Annotated in this window: 12 protein-coding genes and 1 pseudogene; 2 read left to right on the top strand and 11 right to left on the bottom strand. The window is 42.9% G+C overall.

Features of this window, described 5'->3' with window-relative positions:
* Window positions 1-2 precede the first annotated feature (2 nt).
* Together prfC and CW740_RS03675 are read right to left on the bottom strand one after the other, a co-directional pair.
* Window positions 3-1,592: a peptide chain release factor 3 gene (prfC, locus tag CW740_RS03680; protein ID WP_106646266.1), complete on the bottom strand. Its 1,590-nt coding sequence runs from the start codon at window positions 1,590-1,592 to the stop codon at window positions 3-5.
* Between the two features lie 86 nt (window positions 1,593-1,678).
* The gene (locus CW740_RS03675; RefSeq protein ID WP_106646265.1) at window positions 1,679-2,983 is read right to left on the bottom strand and encodes a mechanosensitive ion channel family protein; all 1,305 of its coding nucleotides are present in this window, start codon (window positions 2,981-2,983) and stop codon (window positions 1,679-1,681) included.
* A gap of 257 nt (window positions 2,984-3,240) precedes the next feature.
* Between CW740_RS03675 and CW740_RS03670 the strand changes: the two genes are divergently transcribed.
* Complete coding sequence (locus CW740_RS03670) at window positions 3,241-6,636, top strand: EAL domain-containing protein (RefSeq protein ID WP_106646264.1); 3,396 nt, start codon at window positions 3,241-3,243, stop codon at window positions 6,634-6,636.
* Here the strand turns inward: CW740_RS03670 and rimI are convergent.
* The 6 genes and pseudogenes from rimI to CW740_RS03640 form a co-directional block, all read right to left on the bottom strand.
* Entirely contained in the window at window positions 6,633-7,091 is a 459-nt protein-coding gene (gene rimI / locus CW740_RS03665; RefSeq protein ID WP_106646263.1) for a ribosomal protein S18-alanine N-acetyltransferase, read from the bottom strand. The genes CW740_RS03670 and rimI overlap by 4 nt on opposite strands.
* 58 nt (window positions 7,092-7,149) lie before the next feature.
* Window positions 7,150-7,659: a hypothetical protein gene (locus tag CW740_RS03660; RefSeq protein ID WP_106646262.1), complete on the bottom strand. Its 510-nt coding sequence runs from the start codon at window positions 7,657-7,659 to the stop codon at window positions 7,150-7,152.
* A 27-nt stretch (window positions 7,660-7,686) separates the two neighbouring features.
* Window positions 7,687-8,832: pseudogene (locus CW740_RS03655) on the bottom strand (2-isopropylmalate synthase); the annotation flags it as partial.
* Window positions 8,833-9,041: 209 nt separating this feature from the next.
* The gene (locus CW740_RS03650; RefSeq protein WP_188459760.1) at window positions 9,042-11,510 is read right to left on the bottom strand and encodes an acyl-CoA dehydrogenase; all 2,469 of its coding nucleotides are present in this window, start codon (window positions 11,508-11,510) and stop codon (window positions 9,042-9,044) included.
* A gap of 31 nt (window positions 11,511-11,541) precedes the next feature.
* Complete coding sequence (locus tag CW740_RS03645) at window positions 11,542-12,171, bottom strand: TetR/AcrR family transcriptional regulator (RefSeq protein WP_018625466.1); 630 nt, start codon at window positions 12,169-12,171, stop codon at window positions 11,542-11,544.
* A 276-nt stretch (window positions 12,172-12,447) separates the two neighbouring features.
* A complete protein-coding gene (locus CW740_RS03640) occupies window positions 12,448-12,714 on the bottom strand; it encodes a glutaredoxin family protein (protein WP_106646259.1) in 267 nt (88 codons plus the stop codon).
* 133 nt (window positions 12,715-12,847) lie between these two features.
* Between CW740_RS03640 and CW740_RS03635 the strand changes: the two genes are divergently transcribed.
* Window positions 12,848-13,546 carry a hypothetical protein gene (locus CW740_RS03635; protein WP_106646258.1) on the top strand — a complete coding sequence of 233 codons (699 nt, stop codon included), beginning with the start codon at window positions 12,848-12,850 and terminating at the stop codon, window positions 13,544-13,546.
* A gap of 98 nt (window positions 13,547-13,644) precedes the next feature.
* On the opposite strand, the gene rlmKL is transcribed toward CW740_RS03635, so the two are convergent.
* From rlmKL to topA, 3 genes are all read right to left on the bottom strand, one after another.
* Window positions 13,645-15,801, bottom strand: coding sequence for a bifunctional 23S rRNA (guanine(2069)-N(7))-methyltransferase RlmK/23S rRNA (guanine(2445)-N(2))-methyltransferase RlmL (gene rlmKL / locus CW740_RS03630; RefSeq protein ID WP_106646257.1), 2,157 nt, complete (start codon window positions 15,799-15,801; stop codon window positions 13,645-13,647).
* A 70-nt stretch (window positions 15,802-15,871) separates the two neighbouring features.
* The gene (locus tag CW740_RS03625; RefSeq protein ID WP_106646256.1) at window positions 15,872-16,900 is read right to left on the bottom strand and encodes a quinone-dependent dihydroorotate dehydrogenase; all 1,029 of its coding nucleotides are present in this window, start codon (window positions 16,898-16,900) and stop codon (window positions 15,872-15,874) included.
* 114 nt (window positions 16,901-17,014) lie between these two features.
* Entirely contained in the window at window positions 17,015-19,645 is a 2,631-nt protein-coding gene (gene topA / locus CW740_RS03620) for a type I DNA topoisomerase (protein ID WP_106646255.1), read from the bottom strand.
* Between the last annotated feature and the right edge of the window lie 157 nt (window positions 19,646-19,802).

Raw genomic sequence — 19,802 nt, 5'->3', positions numbered from 1 at the left:
ACCTAGTGCTCGCGTGTTTCAAAGAATCGAACATCTGGCCAACGCTCAATGGCTAAGTTCAAATTAACCATGGTCGGTGCTAAATAAGTCCAGTTGTCCCCTCCATCCAGAGCCAGGTTATCGGCATTCTTACGCTTGAACTCTTCAAACTTCTTCTCATCGTCACACTCTACCCAGCGTGCCGTTGAGACATTTACCTGCTCATAGATACATTCCACTTTATATTCGTTTTTGAGGCGATGCGCAACCACATCAAACTGCAGCACACCGACCGCACCAAGCACAAGGTCATTTGAATTTTGCGGGCGGAACACCTGAGTTGCACCTTCTTCGGATAACTGAACCAAACCTTTGATAAGCGCTTTATTCTTCAAAGGGTCGCGTAGACGAACGCGACGGAACAATTCAGGAGCGAAGTTTGGAATGCCCTTAAACTTCATAACCTCGCCTTCAGTAAAGGTATCACCAATTTGAATGGTGCCATGATTATGCAAACCGATGATATCGCCAGCATAGGCTTCTTCGAGATGCTCACGATCACCAGCCAGGAAGGTCAACGCATTGCTGACCGTCATATCACGGTTTAAACGCACATGACGCATTTTCATCCCTTTGGTGTACTTACCACTGCAAATTCTGGCGAAAGCAATACGGTCGCGGTGCTGTGGATCCATGTTGGCCTGAATCTTGAAAACGAAGGCAGAAAAGGTTGGCTCGGTCGCCTCAACCATACGCTCATCCGCCTCACGGGCTAATGGTGAAGGAGCCCATTTAACCAGGCCATCCAGCATATGGTTAACCCCGAAGTTACCCAGTGCCGTACCGAAAAAGACTGGCGTTAGCTTACCTTCCAGAAATTCCTGTAAATCAAACTCGTGGCTGGCGCCCTGTACAAGCTCTAACTCTTCACGTAAATCGTTAGCCAGATAGCCCACAGCTTCATCAAGTTCCGGGTTATCCAAACCTTCAATGATCCGCTCTTCCTGAATCTTGTGACCCTGACCAGATTGGTAAAGGTAGGTCTTATCTTCAAGGATATGGTAAACACCTTTGAACTGCTTACCCATGCCGATGGGCCAGGTTACTGGGGAGCAGTTAATTTTTAAGACATCTTCAACTTCATCCAGCAGCTCAATTGGATCACGAATATCGCGATCCATCTTGTTCATAAAGGTAATGATAGGGGTATCACGTAAGCGACAAACTTCCATCAACTTAATGGTTCTGGCTTCCACACCCTTTGCCGCATCAATAACCATCAACGCCGAATCAACGGCAGTTAAAGTTCGATAAGTATCCTCAGAGAAGTCCTCGTGTCCTGGAGTATCCAACAGGTTGACAGTACGGCCACCGTAAGGAAACTGCATCACCGAAGTAGTAACCGAAATACCACGCTGTTTTTCCAGCTCCATCCAGTCTGAAGTCGCATGCTTACCACCACGCCCTTTTACTACGCCGGCTTCCTGGATCTGGTTTCCGAACAACAAAACCTTTTCGGTAATGGTCGTTTTACCGGCATCCGGGTGTGAAATAATGGCAAAAGTACGGCGATTCTCAATTTGAGACACGAGTTTTGAATCAGTTTTCGACATGCGACTCTCTTAGGTAAAACATGGGCGGAAGCAATAAGGCGGCAATTATAAGCGTTTGCCGCCCGTTGTCATAGTTTGAACGGCAATTAGCTGGATTTATTTTGTTCAGCTTTTGCCCCAGTTGCTGGTTGATCATGTCCCCTTCCATCCCTGGCAAATGCCAGAGATCTGACGTCATAGCCAGTTGGTGACTGATGCACTCTCAGGCCAAATTCAGGCAGCACCGCAAAAATATGATCAAAAATATCTGACTGAATGCCCTCATAAACAGCCCAGTCAGTAGTCTTGGTAAAGGCATAAATTTCCAAAGGAATCCCATTGGCAGAAGCTTCTAGCTGACGAACCATTAAAGTCAGCTCTTGATGGATTTGAGCGTGATTTTTTAGATAATTCAATAAATAAGCTCTGAAAGTCCCAAGATTGGTCAAACGACGACCATTAATTCTTAAGGACATATCCACCCCGTTCTCTTCATTGTACTTTTTGACTTCATCAAGTTTCTGCTGGAGATAAGGAGCTAATAACTTTGACTTACTTAATTTCTCAATAACCTGATCGGATAAAAACTCAACGCTGCTGGAATCAATCAGCACCGAACGCTTGATCCGTCGCCCACCCGACTCCATCATTCCGCGCCAGTTTTTGAATGAGTTTGAAATTAAGGCATAGGTTGGAATGGTAGTAATGGTCTTATCCCAATTCTGAACTTTGACCGTTGTCAGTCCAATTTCAATCACATCACCATCAGCACCATATTGCGGCATTTCCAGCCAGTCACCCACTTCCAGCATATCATTGGCAGATAGTTGAATGCCCGCAACCAGACCAAGAATAGGATCCTTGAACACTAACATAACTACTGCCGTCATGGCCCCTAAGCCACTCAGAATCAGTATTGGAGATTTTCCGGCTAAAATTGAAATAGCCAAAATGGCGACTACCAACACCGCCACAATTTTAATGCTCTGGAATATACCTTTTAGTGGCAATGCCTTGGCTTCAGTTTTCTTTTGCCCCATTAAATAAAGCGCATCTAAAAACGAGAAGATGGTTAGCAAGGCAAAGAGCTGGATCCACAACAGGGTAATGGTCTGAATCCAGTTCAAGACAATAGATTCTGGCATTAACCAGAGTCCCGCCTGAATATAGATTATGATACCCTGAATCATCAGAGCAAAGCGGTTAAACAGCTTATTTTCGAATAAAGAGCGCTTCCAAAGCTTCTTGGACTGGCGAGCTCTATTCTCCACAAAGCGCAGAACCACACGATGTAGAATCAAGTGAACCACTACAGATATCAGGACGATAAGCCCCAATACTGAAGCAAGCGCTGTTATGTCCGAAAACTCAACGCCATGATTTTTCAGCCATTCTGTAATTTTTTGCTGCATAATTTGGTTTTAAAAGTACCGAGTAGTTGCCACTAGGCTAGTTATTTAGAAGTCTGTGTCAAGCTTATCCTCTGCAAAAGACTTATATTCATTATGTCCTAAGAGCTCTCCAACTAATTTCCAACACTGCAGCAAATTTCAAGATTAGTTGAGCATTTCCTAATAAACTGCTATAAACAGTGTTACGTAGATGCAGTACTAAAAAGCATAACTAGATTCTGCTTCTACTTTGCCAAAAGGGGGATGACCCGATAAGTATGCTAACAAAGCTCAGAAGTCTTCAAAGCTCTGACCGCTCCGTGTCAGCCTGGGTTATTACATTAGTCATCTCAATGGGTATTGTTCTGGTTTTACCCGAACCTGAGCTAAGTCGAGGTCTTGCCTCATACCTACCACTCCATACCACCCTCGAAATTATTGCAATAGCCGTTGCCTGCATGGTGTTCGGTATTGCCTGGGTTACTCAGAAATTTCAACCCAGCCCCAAGGTTATAATATTAGGTACAGGAGCTCTCACAGTTCTCCATTTGGATATTACCCATACAATTTCTTATCAGGGTATGCCCCCATTTATTACACCAAGTGGCCCTGAAAAAGCTATTAACTTCTGGCTGGCTGCAAGATTTATGATGGCTCTGACATTATTATTTGTGGCCTGCATTAGCTACAAAGTCGAGCAAAAACTAACTAAGATTTCACGCTACTTCTGGCTGGTCCTAGCTTTGATTATAGTTGCACTCTTTCATATTTGGTTTCTCTACTTCCCCCAGTCAGTCCCAGCCACATTTATTCCGGGAGAAGGGCTAACAAGTTTTAAGGTAATTACCGAATATGTATTGATTGGCATTTACTTGTTTTCAGGATTCTTGCTCATTAAACAGCTAAGCCATGTAAGAGAATTTGGCGTCAACTGGCTAGTAGCTGCCGCGGTAACAATGGCCATGAGTGAGTTCTTTTTCACTCTGTATGCTAACGTATCGGATATGTATAACCTGATTGGACACGTCTATAAAGTTATTGCTTTTAGTTTTCTATATAGAGGTTTATTTGTCGAAACAGTGCAAAGCCCCTTTATAAACATGTTACAACTTCAGGCAAAGCTATCTGCGACAATTGATACGCTTCCAGACATTCTCGTTGAGGTTGATGCCAAGGGAAATCATGTGGAGATTCACTCCAGCGATCCCAAGCTGCTTATTGATAAGCCAGAAAACCTGGTGGGTAAAAACATCAAGCAGGTTATGAGTAAAGAAGCCGCCAAAACCTGCTTTGAAGCCATGGAAGTAGCAGACAAAATCGGTATCTCGAGAGGAGCAAGAATTAAGTTAAATACTCAAATTGGCGAGCATACCTTTGAACTATCAATTGCTCGAAAGGCTTCACAAGCTGGGAACCCCCCAACGTTTTTAATACTCTCACGTGACATTAGTAGTACTATTGAATTCGAGCAACAAATTGCTCATGAAGCAAAGCTTAATAAACACCTTTTAGAGCTTCAGAACCACCTCCATGTAGGAGGTGAAAAACACTTTATGCAACACAGTGTAGATACTGCAGAAAATCTTACCGATAGCTCCATCGCATTTATTCACTTTATTGATGAGACCCAAAAAATAATCAAAATTGTTACTTGGTCTACCAATACTCTGGCCCACCACTGTACAGCAAATTTTGAAAATCACTATCCAATTGATCAGGCTGGTATATGGGCTGATTCAATTCGCACTAAGCGTCCGGTAGTTATCAATAATTATCAGGATAGTAGTGCTAAAAAGGGGTTACCCGATGGACATGCTTATTTAAAACGATTTATTAGCTTACCAGTTATAGAAAATAACAAAGTAACAATGATGGTTGGGGTTGGCAATAAAGCGACTGACTATAATGAGCAGGATGTTGAAACTCTACAAATACTAGCAAATACCATCTGGAATCTAATTAAACAGCGCTGGCAGGATACAACCATACGCCGCCTTTCCACTGGCATCGATCAAAATCCATACCCTGTTCTTATTACAGACACAGATGGAAAAATTCAATATGTTAATCGAGCCTTTACCGAAACGACTGGCTTTAGTGAGCAAGAAGCGATTGGGAAAAGCCCCATAGAGTTTAGTGCCGAGAATGACCCTGACAAAACCTTTAAAGGTATCTGGCGACAATTGGCAAGAGGAGAAGCATGGCGAGGAGAACTCATCAGTCAACGTCAGGATGGTTCTCAATACACAGAATTTGCCATGATTTATCCAGTTCGTAATGAACAAGGTAAAATCATTAATTATGTTGCTCACAAGGAAGATATTACTCTCAAGAAAATCGCTGAAGAAAAAATACATCAGCTATCAAATTACGACCAGCTAACAGGTTTGTTAAAACGGGAAATGCTCGAAGAGCGTCTTCAGCAGTTATTAGATGATAGCTTTAGACAGAAACAGACCATGACAGTAATATGGCTCGATCTGGATAACTTTAAAACTATTAACGACTCTCTTGGGCATCAAGTTGGTGATTTGATTTTAATAGAAGTTGCTAACCGATTACGCTTTGAGCTTGGTAAACAATCAATTATTTCTAGAATTGCTGGAGATACATTTGCTGCGGTTCTTCCGGCCACTAGCGAACACTCTGCTGCTATCATTTCTAAAAAGCTACTTGAAAATATTCAGCGTAAAATTAAATTCAACTCACACGCACTCTCAGTAAGCACCTCAATCGGACTAGCTCTATCGCCAAATGATGGCAACAGTGCAGTTAAGTTAATGATGCGAGCAGAAGCGGCAATGTACCGTGCTAAACAGGATGGTCGTAATTCTTTTAGATTCTTTGCTCAGGAAATGCAGGAACATTCACTTCGGTCATTACAATTATCAGCGGCACTGAAAGATGCTCTGAGTAATGATCAATTTCACCTGGTTTATCAGCCACAACTCAGCCTGACTGATAACGCCATAGTCGGAGCAGAAGCTCTTCTACGCTGGGAGCATCCAGAATGGGGAGCAATCTCTCCAGCAGAATTTATTCCACTTGCAGAGCAGAATGGTTTAATTGTGAAAATTGGCGAGTGGGTATTGCAGCAAGTAGCCACACAACAAAAACAATGGCTAAGCAAAGGCCTTCCCGAAATAATCGTTGCAATCAATATTTCTGCACTGCAATTCCATCAACAAAATCTGGTAGAACGCATTTCAAATATTATTCAGGAAGCTGGCGTTTCACCTAGTAATATCGAAATCGAACTGACTGAAGCAGTAGCGTTAAAAGATCCTGAAGTAGCAGGAAAAACTATTGATGCACTCAGCCAACAAGGCTTCAAGGTTTCAATCGATGACTTTGGAACTGGTTACTCGTCTATGAGTTACCTTAAACGCTTTGCTGTACATAAACTGAAAATTGATCAGTCTTTCATCAAAGATATTGTGACTGATATAGATGATCAGGCAATTGTTACAGCAATTATTCAAATGGCTCATAGCCTGCATAAAACCACAATTGCAGAAGGTGTTGAAACACAAGAGCAGCTAGAATTCTTAAAAGAAAAAGGTTGTGAAGAAATTCAAGGCTATTGGTATAGCAGACCTTTAGTCACAGAACAATTTGAAGTCTTTTTAACTACAAACAAGTCAAATAAAGCGGTAGAGGTATCAGTTCCTTAAAGCAGTCTTTCCATTACCAGTGCGTCCTCTCTACCATCTGCTGTCTTATAGTATTCTTTGCGAAGGCCTATCTCTACAAACTCCTGCTTATGATAAAAATCAATCGCTACCCGATTTGATGCACGAACTTCCAGTATGACCTTGATCATCCCTGCCTCTTTTGCCTTTTCATACATAGCTGAAATTAATACACTCGCCACTCCCAGGCCTTGAAAGCCAGGGTCGGTAACAATGTTCATGAGATGGCATTCATCATACAAGTAGTTAAAAATGGCATACCCAATAATTTCGCCGCCCTGCTCCAATACCAGGCTGGGATAGCCTGACTCGATACACTGTGCATGAATTTTTTCGGACCAAGGTAGTTTGTAGGCTCTGTTTTCAATGGCACACACCTGCTCTAAATCAGCATCGGTCAGCTGGCGCACATGATAGTCATTATCGGGATAAAACATCTATTTGTTAGCAGGAATGATAGATTGATTGGGTGGAGTGTTTAATAAAACAACTGGATTAGACAAGACTCTGTAACAGTTGCCACCAGCCTTTCTTATCATTGGCTGATTGCCAATTAAGGCTTGGAACATGTTCAGTAGTAAGGTTGGCTAATTCGGCTGGTTGGTCTGTAGAAAGTAATACTCGCTTACCCTTAAGACTTTTAATAGGCTCAAAATCTGTCATTGAATCACTTTGCTCTACCAGCTTTACCAACGCCAAAGGCAACTCTGTGTCTTGCCATTGTGTCCAGACTTGCTGAAGAACCTTGAAGTTGTTCTGTAGCTGCTCCAAGTCTTCATTAGCTGTAGCCAGCAGGAAAGCTTTGGCCTGTGTATTGCCTGAAAGCAGCACAAAACCAACATTCGTTTCATGACGAATATCAACCGAGGCTTCTGCACTTAATTCGCTTTTGGTCTCTGAATGAACATCATGAACTGATGACGTTGTGTCAACTGCAACGCCCTGCCTGGAAACCCAGACAGGAAGGCCAATAGCTTCTAGATATGAACGATTCCAGACAGTCATTACAAGTTAGTACCGAGCTTAGCGCTTTACTAACGTTAGCAAATCTTCATCCAGAATATCGTGCTTCTGGTCGGCTAATTTCTTAAAAGCTACAAAAGCATCATGCAAATCTTCATTGTTATCAAACTGCACACCTAACTGTGCCAAGTGACTCTTAAATGCATTACGTCCAGAGTGTTTACCAAGTACCATACGATTATTAGCCCAGCCCACATCCTCTGCGCGCATAATTTCGTAGGTTTCGCGATGCTTCAATACGCCATCCTGGTGAATACCAGACTCATGCGCAAAAGCGTTATCACCAACAATCGCTTTATTAGGCTGCACAGCAAAACCAGTGATCTTAGAAACCAATTGCGAAGTAGGAACAATATGGCGAGTATCAATATCCACTTCCACATTGAAGTAATCTGGACGGGTTTTGATAGCCATAACCACTTCTTCTAAAGAAGCGTTACCGGCACGCTCACCCAGTCCATTTATAGTACATTCGACCTGACGAGCACCTTTCTGTACTGCTGCCAAGGAGTTTGCAACAGCAAGACCTAGATCGTTGTGGCAGTGAACTGAGAAAATAGCTTTATCTGAATTAGGAATCCGCTCGATCAACTGTTGGATAGTATTCGCGTACTGGTCTGGAAGGTTATATCCGACAGTATCCGGAATATTGATAGTGCGAGCACCAGCATCAATCACCTGCTCAATGATCTTACACATGAAGTCCAACTCAGAACGACCGGCATCTTCACATGAGAATTCCACATCATCACAAAGACTACGCGCAAACTTCACAGACTTAACCGCATGTTCGATGACCTGCTCAGGCTCCATTTGCAGCTTGTATTTCATGTGCAACGGCGAGGTAGCAATAAAGGTATGAATACGGCCTGAGTTTGCACCTTTAAGTGCGTCTCCTGCAGCCTGAATATCTTTTTCCATTGCACGTGAAAGTGAGCAGATGGTGCTGTCTTTAATGTTATCCGCGACTAGTTTGACCGCTTCAAAATCCCCAGGACTGGCAATGGCAAAACCGGCTTCAATCACATCAACCTTCATTAACTCTAACTGCTTAGCGATTTCCAGTTTTTCTTCTTTGTCCATTGACGCGCCAGGGCTTTGCTCACCATCACGCAAGGTTGTATCGAAAATCACTAATTTATCTTTCTGACTCATATAATATCTACTCCAATAGGGCCGAAAAGCACCACAGGCTGCTAGGCCATCTTTATTCATCCCTTAAGGATACCAAATATTCAGGGTCTAAGATAAGGTTTGATGACAGGTTAGACCAACATTTTCTCTATCTCTTAATAGATTCTTGATGAACATCAAGCATAAAAAAAGCAGGGCCAATGCCCTGCTTCTTCAAGCAATCCCGCCAACTAGGCAGATTTCCCCTTTTTCTTCTTAGGCTTATCTTCAACCACGCCAGAGATTTCTTCGTGTGAATAGTCATCCACCTGAATCACATCCATACGAGCTTCTTCGGCATCGACCAGCATCTGCTGCTCTTCCTGATTGATAATGCCTTTTTCAATCGCCTGTTCAATACGCTCCATATTGGTAGCATGCTTGTCCAGCTCACCAGCCTTCATGGCTTTACGTAACTTACGACGTACTTCATCAGCTGCCAATACTTTCAGGAACGCCAGCTCGACTCGACCTGTGACATCATCGGCAGTTTTACCGACATAAGCATATTCAGTAATACGGTCACGGATTTCACAGTTTTGCATCATCGGCTTAACAATTTCCTGCTCCAGCTTATCGGATGGGTAGGAATAGCTTTTGCCGTATGGGAAAGCAATGAAGCGTAAGACTTTACCCACAGCCTTTATCGGGAAGTTTTCGTAGAAGTCGTAGAATGCTTCCTGAATTTTATGCAGACCGTATTCCATGTTCCACTTTACATAAGGCAGGTCGGCTAAAGGACGGTCATTATCCTGATAGTATTTTAATACTGCTGAACACATATACAGATGGCTCAATACATCCGCCAAACGTGCTGATAAACGTTCTTTACGCTTCAAGTCACCGCCTAAGATGCCCATGGCAATATCAGAGGTTAACGCTAATGCCGAACTCATACGAGTCAAATGCTGGTAATATTTACCGGTTTGTCCGCCAACAGGCTTATTGGCAAATTTAGAAGCACTTAAACCTAAAGCAAAGGTCCGTGCAAAATTACTGACACCATAACCGATATGACGGAACAGAAGACTATCAAAACGCTTAACACCTTCTTCAGTGTCTTCCATTTGTGCTGCCAACATTTCGCGGAAAACATAAGGATGGCAACGGATAGCACCCTGACCAAAGATCATCAGATTGCGGGTCAGAATATTAGCGCCTTCAACCGTAATACCAATTGGCTGACTCATGTAGCCATTGGCAAGGTAATTACGCTCACCCATGATAATGGCGCGACCACCATGAATATCCATTGAATGATTCATGATTTCACGCCCCATTTCTGTCATGTGATATTTCGCTATTGCAGATACTACTGATGGCTTAATGCCCAGATCAACCGCTCCAGCAGTCATCACGCGACTGGCTTCGGTTCGATAAGCAAGACCTGCAATGCGGGCCATGGCTTCTTCAACACCTTCAAAGCGACCAATCGGTGTTTTGAACTGTTCACGAACTAATGAATAGGCGCCTGTCATGCGATAGGACAGTTTAGCAACCGCAGTACCCATCGCTGGTAATGAAATAGAACGGCCTGCAGCAAGGCTTTCCATCAACATTCTCCAACCTTGACCGGCAAACTCTTGACCACCAATCAACATGTCCATTGGAATGAAAACATCTTTACCAGTAGTCGTACCGTTCATGAACGCCTGATTCATTGGCAAGTGACGCTGACCAATTTCAACTCCAGGATGATCCGCAGGAATCAAGGCGCAGGTAATACCATAATCTTCTTTATCACCAATTAGGTTATCAGGGTCATAAAGCTTAAATGCCAGGCCAACGATAGTAGCTACTGGAGCCAAGGTGATATAACGCTTATTCCAGGTCAGCTTAATACCCAGAACTTCTTTACCCTGATACTCACCCTTACAGACAATACCTTTATCCGGAATCGCACCCGCATCAGAACCGGCAACTGGTGACGTCAAAGCAAAACAAGGGATCTCATCACCTTTAGCCAAACGAGGAAGATAGTAATCTTTTTGTTCTTGAGTACCGTAATGCAGTAACAGCTCACCTGGTCCTAATGAGTTAGGCACCATGACAGTAACAGCAGCACTGCCGCTACGCGTTGCAATTTTGGTTACAACCGTCGAGTGAGCAAGTGCAGAGAAACCTTTACCACCGTACTCTTTAGGAATAATCATTCCCAGGAAACCTTTATCTTTGATGAACTGCCAGACTTCAGGTGGTAAATCTTTACGCTTATGAACAATGTCCCAATCATCAAGCATAGAACACAGCTCTTCAGTTTCATTATCCACAAACGATTGCTCTTCTTCAGTCAAAGCAGGTTTTGCGATAGTCAGCATTTTGTTCCAGTCAGGGTTTCCGCGGAACAGATCGCCTTCCCACCAAACATCACCAGCTTCTAAAGCTGTTTTTTCTGTCTCGTTCATTGGCGGTAATACTTTTTGCATGAACAAGTAAGCTTTTCTGGAAATCCAGTCAATTCGTAAGTCTGGTAGTAAATAGAAAGTTGCAACTACTGCGAAGATCAGTAGTGAGATGAATAATCCCCAGGTAAACCCACCATGAATCCATAAAACAACTAAAGCTGCAGCATTAATGATCATTGCTTTTTTCATTGCCATACGCTGATAGGCGCAAAAGCCCACCACTAGCAACATCACAACGATCTGTAATAAACCCATCATTTCAAATTACCTCAAAAATTATTCAACGTTACGCTTTCATACCGGCTGCAAGGAATGGCACCATTTCTTTGATCACATCCTCAACACCCAAATCTCGATTAAAGTCAGCCTGTGAAATCTGACGTAATGCTTCACTGCCACCTAAAGTAAAAATCATACTGCCCAGCATGTAGTGCAATCGCCAGAAAATCTGGTCGATGGTCAGGCTGGGATAGCCTTTTTGGAAAAGATGAGTAAAGCGAACCAGTACATGACCATATTTATCGGTTACATACCGACGAAGGTGGCCTTGTGTTTCTGCATAAGCTCGTCCCAATAGACGCATAAAAATAGAAATTGCATTATCTCGACGTGAATTCAGACTAAGCAAAGGCTTGATAAGAGCATTAAGCAGTTTTTCTGCTTCAAGCTGAACGGGCTCAAGTTGCTCTAAAGTCATCAACTCAAGACTCAGCTCTTTAGTGAAATCCTGCAAAAAACGGTCGAATACCGCCTGAATCAAGGACTTTTTTGAGCCAAAATGATAATTGACGCTGGCCAGATTCACTCTTGCCCGCGTGGTAATCGTTCTAAGGCTAGTCTCCGCAAAGCCCCGCTCTGCAAAGAGCTGCTCTGCAGCATCCAGTATCCGACTCTTAGTCGACTCAGTTTTAGTCATGCTTTAACTATCCTGCCCAATCAATTCCAAACAACTGTTTGAAACATACGTTCAAACCCAACCTTTGTCAAGCATCTGCATCAAGGACGAGTGATTACGATTAGAAAGGATAGGAACTAGCCAATAATGGTCAAGTTAATAAAGAGTCCTAAAAAGTAAGAATGAAACTTTTAGAAGATATGAACAAAGCAACTACCGTATCTTCTAAAAAGGTTTAAGCGGTCAGTTTAAGAGAGAATCGAAGTAGTGGATGGGAAGTTAAATTTATATCGGACACTAATTTAAATTTAGCCAAAGACGAAGTTGTTCGTAATCGTATGGCCAGTTTAATTCCTCTTCCTCATTTTCTTTTTTTAAAACCGGAATTGAATAACGATATCGTTCAAAAATTTTATCATCATCAATAATATCGAAAGGAATAATTTGATAGTGGAATTGCTCCTTATACTGGTGTGAAATTTCAGTTAGCATTGCCTCTACTTTTTCACACAAATGACAACCAAAAGTTGTATAAAAAAATATTTTTTGCGTTTTATCATTCATTTTTGTTAAAAAACATTAAAAAAGATTCGTTATTTGCAACTTTAGCATAATTAATTATTAACTTTCTAAATTTCTTTCCGTATAATTTGATTGAATTTTAATCAAAACATCTCGCAACACAGGGGAAATGACCATGGCTAAAAAACCAGTAAAAAAATCTGCTTCTAAGGGTACAACTATGAAGCAACTTGAAGCGGCAGAAAAGAAAGCTGCAGCCGCAGTAAAGAAAGCTCGTGATGCTGCCAAGAAAGCAGGTGACAAAGCGAAAGCTGCTGCTGACAAAGCTAAGGGTAAGTCTACCAAAGCTGCGAAAGCCGCTGCCAAGAAAGCTAAAGAAGCTGTTCGTAAGGCTAAGACTGCAGTTAATCAGGCCGTTAAAGCTCACGACACTACTAAGTCTGCACTAGCTGATGCAAAAGCCGCAGCAACTAAACAAGCTGCTTTAGAAAAAGCAATTGCCAAGTTTGAAAAAGACTGGGCTGCTAAAGAAGCTAAGAAGAAAGCTGCTGCAGAGAAGAAAGCTGCTGCTAAAGCTAAGAAGAAAGCTGCTGCTGATAAGAAGAAAGCTGCTGCTAAAGCTAAAGCCGCTGCTGCTAAAGCGAGAAAGAAAGCTGCTGCGGACAAGAAGAAAGCTGCTGCTAAAGCTAAAGCCGCTGCTGCTAAGGCAAAAGCAAAAGCTAAAAAGAAACCAGCCAAGAAAAAAGCTCCTGCTAAGAAAAAAGCACCAGCCAAGAAAAAGGCTCCTGCTAAAAAGAAAGCTCCCGCTAAGAAAAAAGCACCAGCCAAGAAAAAGGCTCCTGCTAAAAAGCGCGTAGCTAAAAAGAAAAAGTAAGTCTTAGGACTTATTAATAAAAAACCCAGCTTCGGCTGGGTTTTTTAATGCCTATTGGTTGGCAAAGTATGGATAGAGTTCTTTGTAGTCAATAAAGTTTAACCTTTATGCTGAATTAACCAGCACCTGTGATGATTTCGACTCTTTTGAAAGTCAATTGGCAAGGTTCTTGCTGTAATTTCTTGCACATCAAAGGTATCCATTAGTACTTTTTCCATTTCAAACTTTTTGAAGTTGTTTGAAAAGTAGAGCTTTCCTTTACTATCCAGCAAATTCATGGTCTTTTCGATTAAATCAACCTGATCTCGTTGTACATCAAAGGTTGTATCCATTCGCTTGGAGTTAGAAAAGGTCGGAGGATCCAGGAAAATCAAGTCAAACGTTCTTTCTCCCTGTACTTCATCAAGCCACTGCAAACAATCCGACTGAATAAACTCATGACCGTAAATTGGAATATTATTCAAGCCAAAGTTTTTTATCCCCCAATTCAAATAGGTCTTGGACATATCAACAGTGGTAGTTTTTGCCCCACCCTTTGCCGCATAGACACTCACCGAACCGGTATAGGCGAAAAGGTTCAGGAACCGCTTATCTTTAGCTTCAGCCATGATCATTTTTCGTGTTTTACGATGATCAAGGAACAAACCTGTATCCAGATAACGGTTAAGATTCACATAAAACTGGAGTCCTTGCTCGTTAACCACCTGGAACTGCTCCTCTTCACTTTGCTTCTGATACTGCCAGTCACCTTTTTGACGCTGTCTTTGCTTAAGCGCAATTTCAGCCTCAGGAATCTGTAACAGCCCTGATGTGACACGAACTATTTCATTGAGACGTCGCTGTGCAACTTTAGCAGGAATGTCTTTTGGCGGTGCGTATTCTTGAATATGAACCATACCATCATAAACATCGATAACGGCTGAATACTCAGGCAGGTCTGCATCGTAAAGACGGTAACAGGTTACATCGTTTTGCTTGAGGTAGGATTTTAGGCGCTGCTGATTCTTAATAATGCGATTCTTCAGCATTACAGCACCATCGGACAGGTTCTTATCCCAGTCTGGATTCACAACAGTTGGATCGAAAGGCTTATAGAAGTTCTCGTCTTTCACATCAAACAGGTATAGCTGGCAATCAATGGCACCATTCTTAAATTTATACTGCTTATGTGAGCGCATACCCATGGCTTTGGCAAATGCTGGCTCATTGGTAATTATGGCTGCTTGCCAACCGATACAATGGCTTTTTATATAATCACCAAAGTCTCGATATAGTTGCATGACCTCATCTTCTTCACCAAGGCGCTCCGCGTAGGGCGGATTAGAAACTAATAGTCCCGGCTCATTAAACAATTCGAGCGTAGGGCGCCTAATATCCTGCTCCTTAAGTTCTATGAAGTCGGCAAAGTCTGCATTGCGAATGACTTCTTTAGCCAAGTCCAGGCTCTTACGGTGGCTGTCTGAGCCAATAAATCGATTAGTTAGGGCCAATTTGTTTTTATTAAATTGACGACGAGCTGTGGCGATAGTCGTTTGCCATAATTCTGCATCATGTTGCTTCCAGTTCTCGAATGAAAAAGAAGGGTTAAACAGCCCGGGCGCCATATCGCAGGCAATCATCGCTGCTTCAACCAACAAAGTACCTGTTCCGCACATGGGGTCATGGAAGCTGTAACCTTTTTTCGAAAGCTCAGGCCAGCCAGCTCGAATTAACAAAGCAGCGGCGAGGTTCTCTTTGATTGGAGCGCGACCTGAAGTCGGTCGGTAACCACGCTGATGTAAACTACGTCCAGCCAAATCAATACCGATCTTAAGCTGTCGGCCATTGATAATGGCATGAATACGATAATCCGGATTGTCTTTATCCACCGATGGGCGTTGTTCAAATCGTTCCTGATAATAATCCACCACCGCATCTTTGACTTTCTGCGCCGCAAAGCCTGAATGTCGAATGTCGGAGTTTTTACGCGCAATAGCATCAACTACGAAAGTCTGCTGCATATCAAAGTGCCAGCTCCATTCAATACTATTGACCTTCTGGTACATATCCTCAACAGAGTTAAACTCCTCATCCAGCAGGCACAGGTATATACGATTGGCTAAACGCGAATGAAGACAAGCTTTATAGGCGAGTTCTAAATCACCTTCAAAGACGATATGGGAAGGATGTTCTTTAAGATTGGAAGCGCCTAGCGAAGTTAGCTCATCTATTAACAGAGCTTCAACGCCTTTGGGGCAGCTGGCATAAAATTGCATGATCACGAACGATAAATGAAATAGCCGTCATTATAACGGCTATTAGAATGGTTTGCTTTGAAAGTTTGCGCTATTGGTTCTGCTGGTGTTCTTTTAAGGCTTTCGCTACTTCGTATACAAGCTGCGGACCATGATAAATAAACCCTGAGTAAATCTGAACCAGTTTGGCTCCAGCCTCAATTTTATCGATAGCACTCTGCTCATCAGTAATCCCACCAACACCAATGACTGGGATTGAATCATCCAGAGCTTCTACCAGACGCTTAATTACCTTGGTGGACTGGCTGGCCAGTGGTTTACCACTCAAGCCGCCCTGTTCTTCAGCATGTTTCAGGCCTTCGACTTTACTGCGATCAAAGGTGGTATTGGTAGCAATGATGCCATCCAATTCAAATTGTCTGAAGGTATCAGCAAGCTGATCAATATCGGTTGCAGACAAATCTGGGGCAATTTTAATGGCTAACGGCTTATAAACTTTATGTTCCTGATGTAGCTCCTGTTGTTTCTTTTTCAGGTTTTCCAACAGGCTTTTCAAGGTTTCACCAAATTGCAAATCACGAAGTCCGGGTGTATTTGGAGAGGAAATATTTACAACCATATAATCTGCACGACGATAAATCTTCTCCATACCGATCAGATAATCATCAACCGCTTTTTCCACTGGCGTATCAAAGTTTTTACCGATATTAATTCCCAGTACACCATTGAACCGGGCTTTTTCAACGTTACTCAGTAGAGCATCTACACCATCATTATTAAAACCCATGCGATTAATAATCGCTTCGGCATCTTTAATCCTGAAAAGTCTAGGCTTCGGGTTACCCGGCTGCGGACGAGGCGTCACGGTTCCTACTTCAATGAAACCAAAACCAAAGTGGCTTAAGGCATCAATATATTCACCATTTTTGTCCAGGCCAGCAGCAAGTCCAACACGGTTTGGAAACTTGATACCCATCACTTCGACCGGGTCATCAACCAGGGGTTGTGACAATAAGCCCGATAGCTTTAGCCGATTGAGCAGATTAAGACTGTTCAGCGACAAGTGATGCGAACGCTCGCCATCCAGCATAAACAATAATGATCGTAATAATGAATACATACAGTTGCCCCAACTGATTTCAATTAAACCTAGTACAAAAAAGCCTGTCACCAGTTTGATGACAGGCCGATTTTAACAAACAACGTGCGAATATACGCTTTATTTTTACAGGTGCTACTTTTGAGGTACCCACTTTCCATTTTCATAAAAAGCAGTCCAACCGCTGGCTTTACCATCATCTTTGACACCAGCAACGTACTGTTGACCTGTTTTACGGCTGAACTTTACAAAAGTACGGTTGCCGTCTGGATCTTTGAGTGGTGCCTCTGCCAGGAACTTATACTTAGGATCCAGTTTGTCTTTTACTGTGATCAGCTCATCAACTGCAGGCGCACGAGTTTCGCGATTTCGCGGAAACTTACTTGCCGCAAGGAAGATACCGGCAGCACCATCACGAAGAACGTAATGGTCATCAACTTTCTCGCACTGTAGATCAGGCATTGGTATCGGATCAGCTTTAGGCGGCGCAGGCTGGCCATTTTTAAGCAATTTACGAGTGTTCTTACAGTCTTCGTTGGTGCAGTCAAAGTACTTTCCGAAACGACCGGTTTTTAACTGCATTTCACTGCCGCACTTATCGCACTCCAAAACTGGGCCATCATAACCCTTGATTTTGAATTCGCCTTTTTCAATTTCATAGCCATCGCAATCAGGGTTATTACCACAGATATACAATTTGGTATTTTCATCTACCAAATAATCATCCATGGTCGAATTACATTTCTTGCAACGCTTCTTATCATGCAGATAACGCGCTTCTTCTTCCTCGTCGGCAGCAATAAACTCTTCGCCCGGAATAAGATTAACCGTATTCTTGCAGCGTTCTTTGGGCGGCAATGAGTAACCCATACAGCCTAGGAAAACACCGGTACTGGCATTACGAATCGCCATATGGTTCGTTTTACATTTGTCGCACAGAATATCGGTTTCGACCGCTTCATTACGTCGCATGCCACCGTCGGCTTCTTCTTCATCAGCCTTTTTCAACTGTTTCGAAAACTCATCGTAGAATTCATCCAGCGTTACCTTCCAGTTCTGACGTCCCGAAGCAATATCATCCAGATGTTTTTCCATGGTAGCTGTGAATGAGTAATCAAGAAGATCGTTGAAGCTCTCGACCAGGCGCTCTGTGACAATCTCACCAATTTTCTGCGCATAGAAGCGACGATTTTCTAAACGAACATAACCACGGTCCTGAATTGTCGAGATAATGGATGCATAGGTAGAAGGACGACCAATACCGCGCTTTTCCAGTTCTTTTACCAGAGCCGCCTCTGAATAACGTGCAGGCGGTTTTGTGAAGTGCTGCTTGGGCTCAAGCTTTTTAAGTTCAAGCATTTCGCCTTCTTTTACATTCGGCAATTCTTCATCTTCAGCATTTTTCTTTTGCATCGGAAGGACTTTGGTCCAACCGTCAAAACGCATCACACGACCGCGTGCTTTTAGTTCGTAATCACCAGCCTGAACTTTCAAACTGGTTACATCAAATTCTGCTGGCAACATCTGGCAGGCGACAAACTGACGCCAGATAAGGTCATACAAACGCTCTGCGTCTTTTTCCATGCCATTGAGATGACCAACTTTCTTAGCAACATCTGATGGACGAATCGCTTCGTGAGCTTCCTGAGCCCCTTCTTTGCTACTGTAACTGTTGGCCTCTTTCGGTAGGTATTCTTTACCGATATTGGTTTTGATGTAATCGCGACAGGCTTCAACCGCATCCCCACTCAAGTTAGTCGAATCAGTACGCATGTAAGTGATATAGCCAGCTTCATATAAACGCTGAGCCATCATCATGGTTTTCTTGACCCCAAAGCCTAGCCTGGTACTGGCAGCCTGCTGAAGGGTTGATGTGATAAAAGGTTTTGGGGCTTTGCTTTTTTGTGGTTTATCTTCACGAGTAACCACTTTGTAGTCTGACGACTTAAGAACTTCAAGCGCCTTGTTGGTCTCTTCTTCACTGTTTGGACGGAAGTTTTTGCCTTGGTATTTATTGACCTGCAGGCGTAAATCATCTTTGGACTGCGTTAAGGTATTCGCGTGAATATCCCAATACTCTTCGGGAATAAACGCACGAATTTCACGCTCACGTTCAACCAGCAGCCTTACTGCAACAGACTGAACGCGGCCAGCGGAAAGACCACGAGAAATTTTACGCCATAGCAATGGCGATACCATGAAGCCCACAACGCGATCCAGAAAACGTCTAGCCTGTTGTGCATTGACATAATTCATATCCAGCTCACCAGGCTTTGAAAACGCTTGCTGAATGGCTTTTTTGGTAATCTCGTTAAAGACCACGCGCTTAAAGCGACTCTCATCGCCGTCTAATAATTCGCGCAAGTGCCAAGCGATGGCTTCCCCTTCTCTATCCAAATCCGTTGCCAGATAGATAGTGTCGGCATCTTTAGCGAGCTTCTTTAATTCATTGAGAACTTTTTCTTTTCCGGGAAGCACTTCGTACTGCGCCTCCCAACTCTTCTCTGGGTTAATACCCATACGTGCAAAAAGCGCCGTTTTTTCTTTCAGCGCTTTTTGTTTAGCTTTTTCTTTCGGGGAGAGCTTACGCGTCGCAGCTGCCTTTCTGGCTCTTTCTTTGGCGTCCACCGGTTTTTTATTTTGCGATCCGGTGGGCAAATCACGAATGTGACCGATACTCGATTTGACGATAAAGTCTTTTCCCAGGTATTTATTAATGGTTTTCGCTTTTGCAGGCGACTCCACTATAACCAAAGATTTTCCCATAAAAGTTCCAAAACTCGTTTTTTATCAATGAGTTAATTATATAAGTTGGTCAAAGGGCAGAGATAAACCCTGCCCATTCCTTTTTTATTATTAACAATCTTTAATGGTCACTGTCTAGACTTTTTTTAAAAGCCTTGTCGAAAAGACAGCTTTGTCT

Source organism: Kangiella profundi (assembly GCF_002838765.1).
Lineage (GTDB): Bacteria > Pseudomonadota > Gammaproteobacteria > Enterobacterales > Kangiellaceae > Kangiella > Kangiella profundi.
Note: the sequence above shows the minus strand (reverse complement) of the source record. Positions and strands in the feature narration are given on the sequence as shown.

Excerpts from the sequence above, each read along its gene's own strand:
- rlmKL (WP_106646257.1), bottom strand. The coding sequence starts at position 15,801 with ATGCAATTTTATGCCAGCTGCCCCAAAGGCGTTGAAGCTCTGTTAATA.
- prfC (WP_106646266.1), bottom strand. The coding sequence starts at position 1,592 with ATGTCGAAAACTGATTCAAAACTCGTGTCTCAAATTGAGAATCGCCGT.
- topA (WP_106646255.1), bottom strand. The coding sequence starts at position 19,645 with ATGGGAAAATCTTTGGTTATAGTGGAGTCGCCTGCAAAAGCGAAAACC.
- CW740_RS03650 (WP_188459760.1), bottom strand. The coding sequence starts at position 11,510 with ATGGGTTTATTACAGATCGTTGTGATGTTGCTAGTGGTGGGCTTTTGC.
- rimI (WP_106646263.1), bottom strand. The coding sequence starts at position 7,091 with ATGTTTTATCCCGATAATGACTATCATGTGCGCCAGCTGACCGATGCT.
- CW740_RS03645 (WP_018625466.1), bottom strand. The coding sequence starts at position 12,171 with ATGACTAAAACTGAGTCGACTAAGAGTCGGATACTGGATGCTGCAGAG.
- CW740_RS03675 (WP_106646265.1), bottom strand. The coding sequence starts at position 2,983 with ATGCAGCAAAAAATTACAGAATGGCTGAAAAATCATGGCGTTGAGTTT.
- CW740_RS03635 (WP_106646258.1), top strand. The coding sequence starts at position 12,848 with ATGGCTAAAAAACCAGTAAAAAAATCTGCTTCTAAGGGTACAACTATG.
- CW740_RS03670 (WP_106646264.1), top strand. The coding sequence starts at position 3,241 with ATGCTAACAAAGCTCAGAAGTCTTCAAAGCTCTGACCGCTCCGTGTCA.
- CW740_RS03625 (WP_106646256.1), bottom strand. The coding sequence starts at position 16,900 with ATGTATTCATTATTACGATCATTATTGTTTATGCTGGATGGCGAGCGT.
- CW740_RS03640 (WP_106646259.1), bottom strand. The coding sequence starts at position 12,714 with ATGAATGATAAAACGCAAAAAATATTTTTTTATACAACTTTTGGTTGT.
- CW740_RS03660 (WP_106646262.1), bottom strand. The coding sequence starts at position 7,659 with ATGACTGTCTGGAATCGTTCATATCTAGAAGCTATTGGCCTTCCTGTC.